The organism is Pedobacter sp. AK013, from assembly GCF_014205835.1.
In the GTDB taxonomy this organism is placed as follows: Bacteria; Bacteroidota; Bacteroidia; order Sphingobacteriales; family Sphingobacteriaceae; genus Pedobacter.
Window position 1 is genome coordinate 53,851 of sequence record NZ_JACHCQ010000019.1, and the last position, 17,728, is coordinate 71,578.

The 17,728-nt window shown below is 39.3% G+C and carries 12 protein-coding genes; 1 reads left to right on the forward strand and 11 read right to left on the reverse strand.

Annotation, left to right across the window (positions count from 1 at the left end; all coding sequences use genetic code 11):
- Positions 1-226 precede the first annotated feature (226 nt).
- The 10 genes from HDC90_RS13845 to HDC90_RS13890 form a co-directional block, all read right to left on the reverse strand.
- Positions 227-2,992, reverse strand: coding sequence for a DUF5695 domain-containing protein (locus HDC90_RS13845; protein WP_221451852.1), 2,766 nt, complete (start codon positions 2,990-2,992; stop codon positions 227-229).
- A 600-nt stretch (positions 2,993-3,592) separates the two neighbouring features.
- Positions 3,593-5,368: an aminopeptidase P family protein gene (locus HDC90_RS13850; RefSeq protein ID WP_184467295.1), complete on the reverse strand. Its 1,776-nt coding sequence runs from the start codon at positions 5,366-5,368 to the stop codon at positions 3,593-3,595.
- Between the two features lie 147 nt (positions 5,369-5,515).
- A complete protein-coding gene (locus HDC90_RS13855; protein ID WP_184467297.1) occupies positions 5,516-5,983 on the reverse strand; it encodes a hypothetical protein in 468 nt (155 codons plus the stop codon).
- 9 nt (positions 5,984-5,992) lie between these two features.
- The gene (locus HDC90_RS13860; RefSeq protein ID WP_184467299.1) at positions 5,993-6,373 is read right to left on the reverse strand and encodes a LytTR family DNA-binding domain-containing protein; all 381 of its coding nucleotides are present in this window, start codon (positions 6,371-6,373) and stop codon (positions 5,993-5,995) included.
- A 233-nt stretch (positions 6,374-6,606) separates the two neighbouring features.
- Positions 6,607-8,469 (reverse strand): alkaline phosphatase, encoded by a 1,863-nt coding sequence (locus HDC90_RS13865; protein WP_255497651.1) that lies wholly within the window; start codon positions 8,467-8,469, stop codon positions 6,607-6,609.
- Positions 8,463-9,986: a RagB/SusD family nutrient uptake outer membrane protein gene (locus tag HDC90_RS13870; RefSeq protein ID WP_184467301.1), complete on the reverse strand. Its 1,524-nt coding sequence runs from the start codon at positions 9,984-9,986 to the stop codon at positions 8,463-8,465. The genes HDC90_RS13865 and HDC90_RS13870 overlap by 7 nt, the downstream gene beginning before the upstream one ends.
- Positions 9,987-9,999: 13 nt before the next feature.
- The gene (locus HDC90_RS13875; protein WP_255497652.1) at positions 10,000-13,233 is read right to left on the reverse strand and encodes a TonB-dependent receptor; all 3,234 of its coding nucleotides are present in this window, start codon (positions 13,231-13,233) and stop codon (positions 10,000-10,002) included.
- 238 nt (positions 13,234-13,471) lie between these two features.
- On the reverse strand, positions 13,472-14,422 hold the full coding sequence (locus HDC90_RS13880; RefSeq protein ID WP_184467303.1) for a FecR family protein: 951 nt from the start codon (positions 14,420-14,422) through the stop codon (positions 13,472-13,474).
- A gap of 63 nt (positions 14,423-14,485) precedes the next feature.
- A complete protein-coding gene (locus HDC90_RS13885; RefSeq protein ID WP_184467305.1) occupies positions 14,486-15,001 on the reverse strand; it encodes an RNA polymerase sigma-70 factor in 516 nt (171 codons plus the stop codon).
- Positions 15,002-15,359: 358 nt separating this feature from the next.
- Positions 15,360-16,364, reverse strand: a complete 1,005-nt coding sequence (locus tag HDC90_RS13890; RefSeq protein WP_184467307.1) for an LLM class flavin-dependent oxidoreductase — start codon at positions 16,362-16,364, stop codon at positions 15,360-15,362.
- A 451-nt stretch (positions 16,365-16,815) separates the two neighbouring features.
- Here HDC90_RS13890 and HDC90_RS13895 point away from each other — a divergent pair, with 451 nt between their 5' ends.
- On the forward strand, positions 16,816-17,541 hold the full coding sequence (locus HDC90_RS13895) for a LytTR family DNA-binding domain-containing protein (RefSeq protein WP_184467309.1): 726 nt from the start codon (positions 16,816-16,818) through the stop codon (positions 17,539-17,541).
- A 19-nt stretch (positions 17,542-17,560) separates the two neighbouring features.
- Here HDC90_RS13895 and HDC90_RS13900 read toward each other — a convergent pair whose 3' ends face one another.
- Positions 17,561-17,701 carry a hypothetical protein gene (locus HDC90_RS13900; protein WP_184467311.1) on the reverse strand — a complete coding sequence of 47 codons (141 nt, stop codon included), beginning with the start codon at positions 17,699-17,701 and terminating at the stop codon, positions 17,561-17,563.
- Positions 17,702-17,728: the final 27 nt, after the last annotated feature.

A 17,728-nucleotide genomic window follows, 5' to 3' on the forward strand; every position in this document is an offset into this window, starting at 1 on the left:
TGAAAATACAGCTATGATTAAACTCATTTTGACCATATATTTTTTTTATTGATATAGTCAAAAACAACAATAAAAATCTTAAACAACTTAATTACTAATAATTATAATAATACAATTTAATAATATATCTAAATAAAGTTCATATACTACTGAATATCAAAATAATTTACCACAAAAAAGCCCCGTAATTTTTATTTCACGGGGCCCAGACAGGGATGATTTGATATTATCTTTGAAGAACGACTTCTGTAGTGTTCTCTTTAGCAAGTGGAAATTCATATCCTCCCCTCTTCTCCATCGCATTGCCTTTTATAGCATATACACCAATTCCATTAAGCTTTGCTGGCTGCGACAACCTCAACATGGCATTAGGCGAATATTCATTTGCTTTGCTCAGTTTTAAGCGAATTTCTCCATTTACGGTATTGTAATTTACTTCATCAATGGTTCCGGCATCAAGGCTAATCCAAAGCCCCGCAGGCGCAACGTAAACTGACGATTTTGCGGCTGTTGTTAATTTAACATTGATGATACTGCCTGTTTTATTCACATTTCCGCCAAAAGCTAACCAACCAAACTCAGGATGCTGTAAAATGTAAGATGAAGTATTAACTGCATAGCCAAAAAAACCAGATCCGTAATCGCCGGAAATACCATCATTTTTCAAGGTTGATGGATAAGCATGAAATGCTGCAGGTGCAAAACCTTCTTGCGTGATATTGGAGATCGCACCCAATAACCCACCGTACCCGGCACGCAAAAGATAAAAATCATTGGGATTTTTACGGTAATCCATTAAAACAGGAATGGCATTAAGTGCTGAACCGTAATGATGGATCATCCGCTCTATACGCGAAAGTTTACCGCCATAAAGAAAATCCCAGTACCGACGGGCATTACCATTATAAGCCCAATGCGGCACCACAGGCATATAGGCCAATATGGCATCGAGCGTTACATTTGCTTTATCCTGGTAGTCAAAATAGCTCGACCATACATAAACTTCTTCTTGACCTGTAGAGTCCCAAGGCATTTCACTACCAAAGGGATATTGTAAAGAACGCCAGTGGTTGGCCCGCTTTTTCATCTCATTTTCTAACCTGGTTGCTTCTGCTGTTAACCCCTCATTTTTAAGGTCGTTTAAGATGAGATAGAAAACTGTACCTTCCATCTGGCCGAACTGTGCGTAATAAGGCGCAATATTAACCATCGCCATTCCTGTCTCAGCCGCATCGATAAGGTGTTGTTTCCAGCTCTGCTCCTCTACAAGGCCGCTATAATTACGGGCCAATCGGTACATTACCCAATGGGCTGCTGCAACGTGCGGATAGTTATAAGACCTGCCCAGGTTATCAGCTTCTTTTTTCGGCCATGCAGACCACGTTTTAAAATTGATATTTGTGGCGTACGTATCTTTAGGAAGTGAGTCTGGTGCATAATAAAACAAGCTCTTTTTTACACCATATTTCTGAGGGCCGTTTTTAAGCTGTATCCTACTAAACATTACGCTATCCACAAATTGTTTTAATTTATCAACTTCTTCTTTTTTTGGCTGCACCAACTGCTTCATTATTGCCCCCAACCATGAGCCTGCACCGCCTTCATCGCTTAAACCCGAAATCCAGGCCCGGTTATCCTGTGTTACCTGCTGTTGTTTTTCATTGTCGTAGGTAATAACGGAAGGATTTCTTTTAAAAATAGGATCGGCCTGGTTAAACCATTGTTTGGTTGTTAAAAAATTGCCATAACTCGCAATCACATCACTTTCGGCTTCAATTACTTTATAATTTATACTTTGCTCCAAACCATCTTCATAAGTAATTGACAACCTTGCTCTTCCCCATGTATTTCCTTTTACTGAATAACTTTTCCAACCATCTTTTGTTAAACCTGATGCATTTATTATCAGGGCATTTTCGGGTTGAACCTGAATGTTTTTAATCTTTTTAGGGTAGTTCACAAACAATTTCCCTTCCACATCTTTAGGCAGTACATAACCCGGAACGGATATCGCTACTGGTCTTTTATTTTCAATCAGTTTGCTTTCAATATCTTTTGCTGCTCCCGAGAGGATAAACTGGAAAGCATAACTCCGGCTTTCACCAGGCTTTAAAAAGGTCGAAGTTGGCGTATTCCATTGCTCAGCATTTTTCCATTCGTTTTCGGCATAAGCTTTACTGTATACCATCCATTCGTAAAAGCCTTCAAAAGCAATCCCTCTTGGTGTCCGGTCGTCATTAAGCGGGTTGTAAGCCTCAAATGGTGTATGCCCCAATGGAGCAACGAGCAAAGAAGGTGCGTGCCCACTTAAGCGCGTAACCTGCAAATAACCAGCGTCTTTTCCGATGTACGGATCATAAAATACATTTTTGGCATGGGTTTGCTCTAATGTGCGGCCTTCCAGAATATTATCAAAAATCATCGGTATACCCAGCGCACCAATTTCTACATTCTTATCGGTCTTGTTTTTCAGTTCGAAGCGCAAAACTAGCTTCCCGTTCAACATTTCCCAGATCCGTTTAACCTCCAATGGAATATCAGCTGGAAGTGTTGCAGCAAGATCGGCGGCGGCAAGTACATTTTTATTTATCGGAATATTTTTCACCGGGTTTCGTTTTGCTGCAGTGCTATAGCTTTTCCAGGCTTCTTCGCCAACGTAGCGCAACCTTAAATTGATATCGCCCAAATGGTATAAACCATCAGAACTACGTACTTTTAAACTATCGCTAGGTACAAAATCGAAATCCTTAACCATTTTAGGCTGAAGACCTGCCACTGTTTGCGACGACTTAACAAGCTTTAGATTAAATGCCCCAGCATTGTAGGTTGAAAAGCCATTTTCCAAGCCCAAAGTGGATGGCTTTTTACCCAAAGCAATCCATGGCGATTGGGCTTGAATTACCTCAATATTTAGAAAAGATAAAATACAGCAAAATATTGCTTTAAAAGTTATTATAGATAAAGCACGCCTCTTTTGTGATTTAACAATCATGATGACAAATGGGATTTAGGAATGTAGTTAAAATCAAAAATAAAATTTAAAAAGTAAAGCGGGTACCTAAGTTAAAAATAGCGCAAAATCCGTAAAGAATTGGTGTATTTATGGGAAGTTCGGGGCCTAATTCTACCATTAATTATTAACCATATAGGGGGGGATAAGATCATTTTAGTGTTTATATTAATAGCATAAGGGTCTTCGACAGGCTCAGACTTACAATGATTATACGGAATACCAGTCTATTTAATTTCCCGCAGATTACACAGAACACGCAGATTAATAACGCATGAGGGGAAAACCGACCTATTAGCACGATTGGCGTACTTAAACGCGATTGCAGCGGCAGCCTAGAATGAAATGAGGGCTATAGCAGAAAGCGCTACTGACATTAATTGAAATACGGGAATTGCTTTCCTATATTAAATTATTAACCATATAAGGAGTATAAAATCATTTTAGTGTTTATATTAAATAGCATAAGGGTCTTCGACAGGCTCAGACTTACAATGATTATACGGAATACCAGTCTATTTAACTTGCTGCGCTTTGGCTTGCTTTACAATGGTGACTCCAGGTGGTTTAAAATCACAATTATTAAACAGGCCTACATTTCTCTTTTAACCAAGTGGCTTCTTCTGTTGAAAGATGTGGCTGAAGTTGATCGAACACTCGCTGATTGTATTGATTTAACCAGGCGATTTGATCTACTGCTAAAAGTGTTTTATTGATGATAGTGGTATCGATAAAACATAAAGTTAAGGTTTCAAAAGTGAGAAAATCGCCAAATTCACTATTTCCCTTAGGTACACATAAAACCAGGTTTTCGATACGCACGCCATGTTTTCCTGGCCGATAAATTCCAGGCTCTATGGAAGTTATCATTCCTGGTTTAAAGACAACATCTACATTAGCAGGACTAATATTCTGAGGTCCTTCATGTACATTCAGGAAAAAACCAATACCATGCCCAGTTCCATGGCCAAAATTTATAGCCTTTTCCCACAGTGGTTTTCTACAGATAGAATCGATTTGATAACCTTTGGTACCTTCCGGAAAGATTAGTTTAGAACCTTCAATCAGGCCTTTTAACACCAAGGTATAATCATCCGCCTGGGTTGATGAGCAATTACCAATAGGCATTACCCTGGTAATATCGGTTGTACCATACAAATACTGACCTCCGGAATCGACAAGAAATAAACCATCACCTAAAATTTCCAGATTGCTTTCTGCCGTTACGCTATAATGTGGTAATGCACCATTTGCATTATAACCAGCTATGGTATTAAAACTCAACCCTACGAAAGATGTTTGTTCTGCCCTAAACGCAGCTAATTTCTCTGCTGCAGACCATTCTGTAATCTTTTCTTTCCCAAAACGATCTTCCATCCACTTAAAAAACCTGGTTAAAGCTATTCCATCGTTTAACATTGCCCGGCGGATATGACTAATTTCGGCACTATTCTTTAAGCTCTTTAAATGTGTACTTGGATTAATGCCTGAAATTATTTTGGAACCACTTGGCAAACATTCATACAAGCCGAAACAGGTACGTTTTGGATCGATAAAAATCTGTGTCGCTTTTGGTAATTTTTTTAGTGCTTCGGCCACTTCTGCATAGGGATATAAAGTTACACCTTGCTGATTTAAAGTTTCAATATCAGTTTGCGTTAACTTTTGTGCATCAATAAAGAGTTTTACTTCTACAGGTGTGATTAAAGCAAAACTTAAAACTACAGGATTATAATCTACATCTTTTCCCCTTAGATTAAATAGCCAGGCAATATCATCAAGCGATGAAATGAAATGATAATCTGCCCCGTTTATTTTTAAAGCAGCTCTTACCTCTTTTATTTTAGCCGAAATGGTAAGTCCCGCAGCTTCTTCGCCAATTAAAAAGGCATTTTCTTTAGGTAGCCCTACCCTATCCAGCCAGATAGTGCTGATAAAATCAACATCAATTATCGCTATTTCTCGCTGCGTTAAACTGTTCTTCATCTCGAGGGCTAAACCTACAGTAATTAGCTGGTGGTTAAAACCTACTTTTGCGCCCTTTGGCAAAACCTGGAGCAACCAATCGATATATTCGGGTGTATGCGGCACCTTCAACTTTACCAATTCGTAACCAGAACCACTTAATTGTGTTTCTGCTTGCGTAAAATACCGCGAATCAGTCCACAGCCCCGCAAAACCCTGAGTAATGACTAGCGTGCCCGCAGATCCTGTAAACCCGCAAGCAAAAGGAATGGCTTTATAATGTGCAGGTAAATACTCACTGATGTGCGGATCTGCAGCAGTAATAATATAAGCATCTATTTTTTGAGCAGCCATTAACTGGCGCAGGGCCTGCAATTTTTCTACAAAGGTCATGTTGAAGAAGAGATTTTGTCGGGCCAAATTTAAATATTACATTGGCATTAGTGCTTAAAACAACAAGAATTAATGCAAACTTTGGAGACATGGCTGGTTATGATTTCGCCAGAATCTGTGTTTACCTTGAAAAAAGCAGAATGAATACTAAACGTACCGATCAATTACCGGCGCTTTAACCACCTCGTAACCAGATGATTTCCGGAAACACCGTACTTTAAAAACAAGAGCAGATTCTCTTTGAGCCAGCGCATGAATGCCTAGTGTAAAGCGCTGTTGGAAACGTTTAAGACAAGCCTCTTTATGGCAAATTATTTCGTAACAGCCTACATCTTCCACTACCACATCAAGCACATATTTAGGCCATTGTTTTTTAATCAAATTTGGTAACCAGCTAAACTGCTGCGTATTAATCAAATCCCCCATCCCTTCAATTGCCATTGGAGGAATATCTCCACCTACTATCTGGGTCCAGCTGCCTTCAACTTCATCAATAATCCCCATCACTTTACACCCAGACAGCACCAACCATGGGTCTTCCATACTGGCCCTCATTAACTGGTAGGATATATCTTCTAAAAATTCCTGTTCAAAAGTGTACGTAAGTTCGATCATAAGCTATTTTCAATTATTTATCGGCAGATTATTAAGTTGCATCAGTTTATGAATAGTGCCGGTAAAACGTTTCATTGAGATCGGTTTGCCAAGATAACATTCAAAGTGGGAATCTATTTCTCTCACCTCATTTTCAAGGTGAGAGGATGCGTAGATCACAAACCTGGCTTTGGCGCGAAGATGCTGAGACAATTCAGTTCCCTTCATTCCATCCATATCTATATCTAAAAAAAGAAAATCGATTCTATCGCCACCACTAATTGTTTCTAATGCATCAATGGGATTATTAAAGGTACTAAACAGTTTTAAAAAACGGATGTCTTCAATATAATCATGAAGTACATCAATCGCGTGCTGTTCATCATCAACAATTGCGCAGCTGTAATACATAGGCAAATTAAGATAGGCTGTACAAAGCTTAACAATGTTAACCTTAATTCCTATAGGCAGGCACAAAAAGGGTAAAAGTACGGTAGTAATGGGCGTACTAATGAGACAGCAAATTATCTTATACCTTGTTTCGTTATAAAACAGTAATATATCACCTGTGGCTATCTTATTAAATTAGCAGGAAACCAATTGCCTAGTGTTTCCTGCTAATTAGTGTATCGCTTATCTTATTTTTATTGAGTTTTCGTTAAACGATAAGCTTCGATGATTTTATAAAAAATCTGATGGTTAGGATATACCCCCATAAAAGCTTCCGAACCAGGGCCGTAGGCAAATACAGGCACCATGATATTAGTATGATCGTCTGTACTGAAATTGCCACGAATGGTTCCTTTTCTATAAGAGGCATCCAGTAGCGACAGTCCTCCGATTTCATGATCGGCAGTTACGATTACCAAAGTTTCGCCATCCTGATCGGCAAACTTTAAGGCTTCACCTACCAGACGATCGAAATCTTGTTGTTCGGTTACCGCAAAAGGCAAATCGTTTGCATGTCCGCCATGATCAATCTGTGCCCCTTCTGCCATGATGAAAAATCCATTTTTATTTTTTGAGAGCAACTCAACCGTTTTTAAAAACGAAGTCTTCAGCATTTCTCCACGGCCATCCAATATTTTTCGCGTGGCAGAATCGTCTAAAAGTACCACTTGTTTATCCGCATTTGAGGCAACAAAACTTTTTAGGTTTTTCTGTAATACATAACCTTTAGCCAAGATTTTATCCATCAGTTTTTGATCCGGGTTTTCGGTAAAACTTTTGCGTTTCGAGCCAACCAGAATATCAACATGGCTGTTCTGGAAATCGGCTGCAATTTCCTTCGTCATAGATCGTTCAAGCTGATGAGCATAAAATGCTGCAGGTGTGGCGTCGGTAATATCGCCACTACTGATGATTCCACTTGTAAGCCCATAAGGAGCCAAAATATCGGGAATAGATTGAAGCACTTTGCCCGTAGAATCGATGCTGATATAGCGATTATTGGTTTTATGCCCTGTAGCCATAGCTGTTGCACCTGCTGCAGAATCGGTAAAATCTGAATTCGAAGCTTCTGTACGTGAAAGCCCCAGATGTTTTATCGTGATGATGTTGGATTGACCAAAATTAGCACTCAACCCTGCCTGAATCTGTGCGAGTCCCATTCCATCTCCGATTAGAAGAATAACATTTTTGGCTTTGGTTTTTAATCCATCGCTTTTGTAAGTTGGCTGATAGGGCTTATATCCTATCGGATTGCTGTACTCTAGCTTAGCCCGGTTCTGATAAAAATCTTTTAACACCACCGGATGGTCAGTTCCGATCCAATCAACCCCCATATGTTCCAATTCTTTCCAACTGTTCGGACTATCTTTGGTTGCCCAAAAACGAAAGGGTTTACCTAATGCGTGTACTTTGGCAATCACTGCTTTCATTTTTTCTAAATCGGTTGGCGTTGGGGTACCTTTTCCGTTCCATACCGAATAATGAGAAATATCATCGCTAATCATTGCAATGTGCTTTAACTGATCACTTGTGTACTGATTTGCTGGACGCCCATCAAAACTGATGAGTGATGGATAATCCTTAAACTTTTCGGCAGGTGGAACAGCCCCACTCATTACAATTTTAATGGCTGAAGGATTGATCTGTTGATCGAAAACAGCTTCATTACCTTTTAAATCGGCCAGTAATTTCGGGATTACGTGTTCATAATCCTCCTTTATATCAATTACCAGTTGAAGTTTTTGTTTCGGATCGGGATAGGGATGGTTGGCATGATCTTTAAAAAATGCCACCAGTGGATCAATATATAGTTTTTTCAATGTTTTGCCCGGGGTAATTTCGTTGCTTTCGTGGGCAACAAACAATTCTCCGTTACGGTAAAACACATCTGCCTCGATTGATCCCATACCAGCATAGTAAGCCTCCAATAAAGGGATCTGCTGCTTATAATCATTATGGCTGTGCCCATTACCGGCATTCAGTTTCTGCTGAGCAGAAACTGAATGTACGCCTAGACCCAATAATAAAAACAGGATCAGTTTATTCGATTTTACCATCCTTCGTTCTGTTTAATTACCCCCCCACTGTTATCGATTTCTCTTTGTGGTACCGCCCATACGTTGTGTACCTGTGGATTGAAGGCTCTGGCAGGCCAGATTACAGTGCCATCAAAATCGTGTAAAGGTTTTGCATAAGCGGCCTGTGCATCACCCCATCTCACTAAATCTCGGTGACGATCAGCCCATTCTCCAGCAAGCTCGTTGCGGCGCTCGCGCTTAAGGTCATCGATAGTCATTCCTGTTTTAGCACCTAAACCTGCACGTAGTCTGATTTTGTTCAGCTCGGTATCACCTGCCCCTGCGCCGCTAAGATTAATTGCAGCTTCTGCCTTGATCAGCAATACTTCCGCGTAACGCATTAAGGGTACATTTAGATCTGTTGTTCCATTATCGCCATTAGGATTAACGTGTGTCGGAATTGGGTTAGCATAAGAAAAAGGCTCCATATATTTTTTAAACTGGTAATTTGAAGTTGCTCCTCCATCTTTAGTAAAACTACGCTCAGCACCAAAGAACATAAATTTATCGCCAGGTTTCAAAATGGTAGCTTCACGGCGTTGATCGCCAGCTTCATAAGAATCGTAAAGTTCTTTAGTTGGCAAGTAATAACCCCATCCATTGTAAATCCCCCATGCTTTGTTGGTTAACATTACGCCTGGGAGTTTGCTGCCCCAGCCTGTTCCGCCACCGTTTGGCGTACAAACTACCGACCAGATATACTCTTTAGACCAGTTATTTGAAGCCTTAAAAACATCTGCAAAACCAGTACTAATTAAATCGTGCTGACCTGAAGTGATGACCATATCAGCATATTTTGCAGCATTTGCATAATCTTTTTTATAAAGATAAACTTTTGAGAGATAGGCCCATGCAGCAGTTTTATGTGCTTTACCATAATCAGTAGGCTTCATTGCCGAAAAGAACGGAAGATTATCTGCAGCCTTTAACAGAAGCGAAATAATGTAGTCGTAATTTTCGTTTACGTTTTTAGCGCGTGGAACGGCAATGGCAGGATTGGCATCGGGTGTTACAATCGGCACGCCAGCTTTATCGTTACCATAATTTGCAGCCAGCTGAAAATAAACTAAACCTGCATTGAAATAAGCATCACCAATAATCTGCTTTTTTAAACTTTCATCCATAGCAATTTTAGGCACATTATTAACGATATCGTTGGCACGTTTGATAATAGCATAACGCATACTCCACTGCGACTCGGTATAACCACCGCCTACATACGTACGGTTAAAGTTTTTAATGTTATCGGCCTCTGGCTTGTTACGGCCGGTAACCATATCATCACTGGCATTGATAAACCAGAACATCCCACGCCCATAAAAGTCTTCAGCATTATAGTTTTCATACATTCCTGCTTCAGCCTTGATGGCATCTTCTTTTGTTTTCCAGAAATTTTGAGCCGATGGAGCACCTTCAGGAGTGATATTGAGTTCTTTAGTACATGAAGAAAGAACAGCAAGTGCAGAAATTGCGATATATTTTAAATTTGTTTTCATTGTTATTTTGTGATTACAGATTTATATTTAAACCCAGGATAAAGCTTCTGGCTTGTGGATAACGACCAACATCCAATCCATAGTTATCCATTCCGATTTCCGGATCAAAGCCTGAATATTTAGTGATGGTAAATAAATTATTAGCAGAAGCATAAATCCTTACTGCACCTGTTTTTAACTTATTGGTTAATTTATTTGGCAAGCTATAACCTAGGGTTACATTACGGATACGCAGGTAAGAACCGTTTTCTACATAAAAATCAGATGCTGCAAAATTTCCGTTGGCATCACTGGTCGAAATAATCGGCACTTTGCCACCTGGATTCTCTGGCGACCAGGCATCAAGAATGCCTACCAGTTTATTATAAGAAGGACCACTTGCACTGTAAGTAGTACGTTTTACGGCATTGAATAATTTATTGCCCTGTACACCCTGTGCAAAAATATTAAAGTCGAAATTTTTATAACTTGCATTAAAGCTTAATCCATATGAGAAATCAGGATAAGCACTGCCCGCAAAATAACGGTCTTTGCTATCAATTGATCCATCACCATTGATATCTACAAATTTAAAATCACCTGCTTTTGCGTTCGGCTGAATCTTGGTTCCCTTAGCATTTTTATAGTTGTCGGCTTCTGCCTGACTCTGAAAAATCCCGTCTGTTTTTAATACATAGTAACTGTACAAAGGTTGGCCAACCCTATTTACTAACGGAGCAAGTTCGTTACGGAAATTGGTTGATAATGGCATATTTTCCAATCCTTCGCCCAAGCTTAGTACCATGTTGTTTACTTTTGTAAGCGTTGCGTTAACCGAATAGGTAAATTCTGCGTTTTTATTACTGCTATAAGTTAAACCCAACTCCACACCCTTGTCTCTAACTTTACCGGCATTAATTGTTTGCGAATTTAAACCTGCCGTACCAGGAAGTGGACGGGTTAAGATCATATCATTGATATCTTTAATGAAATAATCTGCATTTAAGCTTAATCTACCCAATACTGTTACATCCAAACCTATGTTTGTTTGCTTACTTTTTGCCCATCTGATATTTGGATTAGGTAATACTGTTGAAGCATAACCTGTTTGTAAAGTTGGTGTTTGACCAAAATAACTTTGCGTTGCTACTAAGAGTGGGTTTACGTCTTCTTGTCTCAAACTGGCCAGGTTACCTAAAACACCATAACTTCCTCGCAATTTCAATTCATTTAACCAGGTAATATCTTTAAGAAAATCTTCTTTGGTTAACAGCCACCCTGCAGAAGCAGAAGCATAATTCCTTGTCCTGTTGTCTTGCATCAATATCGATGTGCCATCTCTGCGTCCAATTAACGACAGCAGGTATTTCTCTTTGTAGTTATAATTGGCTCTAAAAAGCAAAGATGATAAGGCATTTGCATTGAAATAACTGGTTGATGGCTGTACAATTGTGGCATTAGTAAGATATCTATATTGTGGAGATTCATCATCAAATCCGGCACCAGATGTATATAAGCTGTAATTCTTTGTTTTCTGGAAAGTATAACCTCCAGTAATATCTAAGTTATGGTTACCAAACGATTGTTTGTAGCTTAATATCTGTTCAGCGAGAAAATCGTTTGTTTGGAAACTGTTTTGCTGCAAGCTATTGCTTAATACCGGTTTCCCAACTTCAGGCCTTTTTGGCGTGAACCCCTTAAACTGTGTATCTCTTTTTGTAATGCTTAAATTAGATTTAAAGGTTAAGCCTTTAGCAAGTTTTAAGGTTACATATGGATTTATGACCATAATGTTTGAAGGGTTATTAATGTCTATACGCATCAATTCTGCCACTGGGTTAACAATATCGCCATAATCACCGGCGAATTGTCCACCTGGCAAACCGGCAAAACTTCCGTCAGGGTTGTAAGGTGTTCCGTTGGTAGGATAGTAAATTGCAGAAAGTAAAGCACCGGTATAATCGCTGCTGGTGTTGGCACCATTTCCATTTGTGCTGCTGTACGAAAAGTTTTCGCCAACTTTTAGCCAATTGCTTACCTCATGTTCTATGTTGATGCGGAAGTTGTAACGCTTGGTATTGGTATTTAATACAATCCCTTCGGCATTGCGGTAATTGAAACTTAAATAATAGTTCGACTTTTCAGAACCCCCATTAATAGCGGCGTTGTAATCCTGTAATAAACCGTCTCTAAACACTTCGTCCATCCAATTGGTACGGGTAATCTGTCCGTCAGGATATTTAGATGGGTCAAAAGCAGGTAATACAGCGTTACCACCATTTTTAGCTGCAGTTGCCGCAACCTGTGCACGTTGTTGAGCATTTAATGGCTGTAGTTTTCTCCAGGCGCTCTGTTGCCCTAATTTGGCATCAAAACTGATTTGCATTTTACCGTTTTTGCCTTTCTTCGTGGTAATTAATACTACTCCACCCGATGCTCTCGCACCATAAATAGCTGCAGATCCATCTTTTAACACAGAAATAGATTCGATATCGTTAGGGTTAAGCTGAGGTACACCCAAAAAGATAGAACCGTCTATTACGTAAAGTACACTTTCGCCATTAAGACCACCCGACCCCCTGATGTTGATGCGTGGTGTAGAAGTCGGATCGCCACCTTCGTTGGTTACAATTACACCAGGTGTTTTTCCTGCCAAAACTTCGCCCACACTATTGAGCGACCTGGAAGAAAGTTTATCCAATGATGCAATACTGATTGCACCGGTAAGTGTTTCTTTTTTCTGGGTTCCATAACCCACCACCACTACATCAGCAAGCGTAGAACGTTCTTCACTCAAAACCATGTTGATTACTTGGCTATCGCCAATTTTCGCCTCTTTGGTACGGTAACCGATCATGGAGAATGAAAGCACGGCATCGGCACCAACTTCAATGCGATAAGTACCATTTCCGTCGGTAATGGTGCCACTTTGCGTGCCCAATACCTTTACCGAAACACCTGGGAGCGCCAAACCTGTAGTATCTCTTACTACCCCGGTGATGATCCGGTCTGGCTTGTTGATCACGGCGTTATTTAAAATCACGTATTCGCCTTTTTCCAATACCTGTAAGCCCAGCCTGTCTAAAAGCGATCTTACCGGCTCTGTAGTGAAATCGCCGCTTACAAACATGTTTTTTTGTTGTAACTGATCTGGGTTGTACACAAAACTAAGCCCGGTACGTGATTCGATTTCTTTGATGATCTCGGTCATTTTACGGCCTTTATTAATGGTAATGTTAACCGTGGTTTTCTCTAATTTTTGCGCCATTCCTGACGAAGCAAGGATAGAGCTGCAAAAAATGCAAAGGATTGTGAATGTTAAACATGAGTATTTCATGATCTTATGTAGAGCTTGTGTCCTCTTAGCGGAGGTTGTTTTCATTGCTTAATTTGTTTGATTTTATTTTTGTAAAGCTTTAATTATACTGGCTTTTGTTGCCAGGAAGAAAGATTGCGGCAACCGATCTGATCGGTACCGTAGATAATTTCTATATCATATCCCTATCTCATCTGTATATATTAAATGTTTTATGATTTTTTGATGCATTGAACTTAAGGTGATGCAGACTGCAAATAATATCCAAAATCTCTTCAGCCGATTGTTTGCTACTGAAAGAAGCAGTAGTTTTAAGTCTACCTAAGGTGCTATCGTTCAGCAAAATTTTAATACTGTAAATATATTCCAGTTTATGGACAACCTGATCGAGACTTGCACCGTCAAAAGCAAGTTCGACATAGGCGGTAGCTTTAGTTTTGCCAATAGCAGCCTGGCCGGCACTTTTATCATAGGTTAAATATTCATCTTTAATCAATGTGGCCAGATTTCCTTTTCTGTTGCTTACGGCAACTTTTCCGGTAACTACGGCAACTTCGATGTGTTTACTCGCCCGGTACGACTTAACCTTAAAAGAAGTACCCAATACCCGAATGTCGACTCCAGATGTGGTGTGTACCGTAAATGGTCTTTTTTCCTGATGGGTAATCTCAAAAAAAGCTTCACCTTCTTTCAATGCAATCTGGCGATTGTTTGAGGCAAATGCTTTAGGGTAACAGAGTTTGGCAGACGGACCTAACAAAACCATCGAACCATCTGATAAAGTAATCCGCTTGTGTTGTGTACTTCCGGTAACGACAGTGACCAGATTTTCAAGCTTCGCTTTAGTATTGAGATTGAGTTTCCAAATACTTATTCCTAGTGTAATGATGATGAGTACGGCGGCAGCAATTCTGATAAAAGATTGGAGTTTGAATACCTTGCCAAATTTTGGCTTCTGTTGCATAGCGAACTGAAGGTGAACAAACATTTGCTCCCCTATCGCTGCCTTCCTATCGGTCGGTAATACCGTATCTTTTGCATGAAGTGTGGCATACCACTCTTCAACTGTTTTTTGCTCTTGCGGACTTGCCTGCTGATCGAGATATTTCTGTAGCAGTTCTTTTGCCTGTTCTTCTGTCATTTAAATACATGTCAGTCGAAAAGAAGATCGGTACTAACCAAAAATGTTATCTATAGATTAACTTTATGTTAAGCCGATCAATACAGCAATTATCAGTATATAGGAGAGGCTTTTTTTAAGAAGTTTTAGCGCTGCAGAGATCTGGTTTTTTACCGTCTGTACAGAAACATCAAGTTCAGCAGCGATTTCTTTGATGGATTTTTCCTGTTTTCGGCTCATTGAGAATACCAATTGCATTTTTTCTGGTAAAAGTGCAATGGCTGCATCTACCTCTAGATGGAACTCTTTTAAAATTAGTTTATCGTCGGCGGCGGAAGTATGCTGCTCATCCATTAGGGCTGTGAGCGCAGTTTGGTGCTGTTCTTTAATACTGCCCGATCTGAAGTAATTAATCACTTTATATTTTACAGCTCCGTGTAGATAAGCACCGAGGCTCCCAGACAGGTTAATCGTTTTATGATTTTCCCAAAGTGAAATAAAAATCTCCTGGGTAATATCTTGTGCAAGTGCTTCATCACCCGTTTTTTTTAGCGCAGCATCAAATATATCTTCCCAATAAATCCGGTAGATTTCTTCCATGGCCCGATGGCTTCCACATTGTAAAGATGAAAGTAAAGTTTCGCTCAAGGGATGCTGCTTTTTTTTTCGCAGCAAAGCTAGTAGTCCAATATTCCCTTAGTATTAATAAATCTTAAAGAGAAAAAGAAAGAAAAGGATAGACGATGGAAAATGGAATCAATCGCTACGCCCATCAGTAATATCTTTTATGAAAGAGCATCATCTCCTTTGGTTAATCAAAGGATTTAAAACTAAAGTTTATTTTTAAATCGTTACTATAAAAGGCAGGGTGAACTTTCGTCACCTCGACTGAAAAGCAAGGTAGTCGAGAAATGACGATGCCGATAAGGAAATTCTATTCGAAATGATGCGTTATCTTTTACCTAAACAGCCCTGCAAAAATTTTATTCGAATACAATTTTGCCTGATGATCGTAAATATGCGAGGTACTCATTATCTCATTTACACCGTGTTTGGCAACAAAAGCTTCTAAATTTTCTTTAATGGTTTCTGCACTGCCAATAAAAGAATAGTACAGCATTTGTTCTACAGCTTCTTTTTCCAGTTGATCCCAATAAGCATCCATATTGTCAACGGCCGGCTTCAGTAGCCCCCTTTTACCCGTTATAGCACCTAAAAATATACGTTTTACCGAGCTTGATAAACGTTCTGCTTCTGCATCAGTATCGGCAGCAACCACATTTACACAGGCCATTACATAGGGTTCCTGTAAAAATTCAGATGGTTTAAAGTTATTTCTATAAATGGAAATTGCCTGTTCGAAGTAGGTCGGTGCAAAATGACTTGCAAAAGCATAAGGAAGTCCTTTTTCTGCTGCCAAGCGTGCGCTGTCGGTACTCGAACCTAAAATCCAGATCGGGATATCCAAGCCCTCTCCTGGAAAGGCCCTTACACTTGCCCGGTTATTACTGGCAGAGAAAAACTGTTGTAATTTCTCAATATCCCTGGGAAAACTATGAACAGCATTAAAGTTTTCTCCACGGATAGCCATTGCTGTAACCTGATCGGTTCCTGGCGCCCTGCCCAAGCCCAAATCAATACGATTAGGGTAAAGCGAAGCCAAAGTACCAAATTGTTCGGCCACAATTAATGGTGCATGGTTGGGCAGCATAATACCTCCAGAACCTACACGAATACTATTGGTACCGCCAGCAATGTAACCAATAAGCACGGCCGTAGCCGAACTGGCAACACTTGCCATATTATGGTGTTCGGCAAACCAATACCGTGTATAACCTAAAGTTTCAGACTGTTTAGCTAAATCAAGGCTTGTTTTAAAACTATCTGCAGCAGTAAAGCCGTCTAAAACAGTTGCAAGATCGAGAACGGAATAAAGTACATCTTTCAAAAAGTGATCAGCCATAAATTATAAAGGATAAAATCTATACCGCAAAAATATCCTTAATAACACTAAGTCTTGTTTAAATGAATATATATGACGTTTAGCCAACATAATCGATATGGAGAGCGCAAGGTAGCCATACAAAAATAAAAGCGCTAAATTAGATAGTTCCGATTACAGAGATGTAGGAGTATGTATATTCTTGTAACATAATGGACTGGCCTGTGATCTTATCTTAATTAAAGCTTATAATTCGATTAACAAGTCCATTAAAGGCGAGGTACATTTTTTTATAGGTATTCTAGAATATTTTATGGATTGTAGCTATTGCCAGCATCTTGTAAACTTAATTGACACATTTTTGCGTTAAATTAGTAAATAAGGAAAAGACTTAAAATTAATCCGTACAGATAGTACCCTTTTCGGTACGAAAAGGCGTAATTTCGTTATAAGAGAAACAGATTTTTTGAAGATGATTAAGTGCATAGCCATAGACGACCAGTTCAGTTCCTTAGCGGGGCTACAAAAATATATTGAGGATACTCCAAACATGCGACTTGTGCAGCAGTATACCGATCCTATTACCGCTTTAAGGGAGCTAGCTGGCTCAGAAACGGTTGATGTAATTTTTATGGACGTGGAAATGCCTCAGATTTCCGGTTTGGAATTGGCTAAGGCCATCCGCTCCAGAACCAGAAAGCTTATTTTCACTACTTCTCACCAGGAGTACGCTTTTGATGCTTTTGAAGCCGCAGGAGATGCTTATTTGCTTAAGCCATATAGTTATGCCAAATTTGCGACTACTATTACCCGGCTTTTCGGGCTAGAAATGACAGGTGGTGCCAACGAAGATTATTTTTTAGTTAAAAACAAAGAAGAGGAACACCGTGCGGTAATGGTTAAATATGAGGATATTATCGCTTTTGAAAGTTTTCACAATTACATTAAAATACATACTGTAGGAAAAGTAATTATTGCCTACTTAAGTTTAAAAGATGTCCGGGAACAGCTTAGTATTAAAAAAGGTTTTATACAGTTGCACCGTGGTTATATTGTTGCTATTGATAAGATTTTGTATGTGGATGGCAACAGGATTACCATGAACAACCACATTAGCTTTACCGTTGGAGATATTTATTACAATGAGTTTAAAAATTTTATTTCAGAAAGGTTAATCATCAGTAGCCGCAAAAAATAACGGCTACTGATAAAAACATTCAATAATTTGAAATTATACCTGAAACTGTAGTAAATGTTGTAGTGGTTGGTTCAGAAGTGGTGGTTGCTTTATCTAACTTTGCACTATATTTTTTTTTAAATACAAAAAGTGTTTTTTTAGCTAATTTTTGAGTTTTCATAATTGTTTTTTCTCGAAAACTAGCACC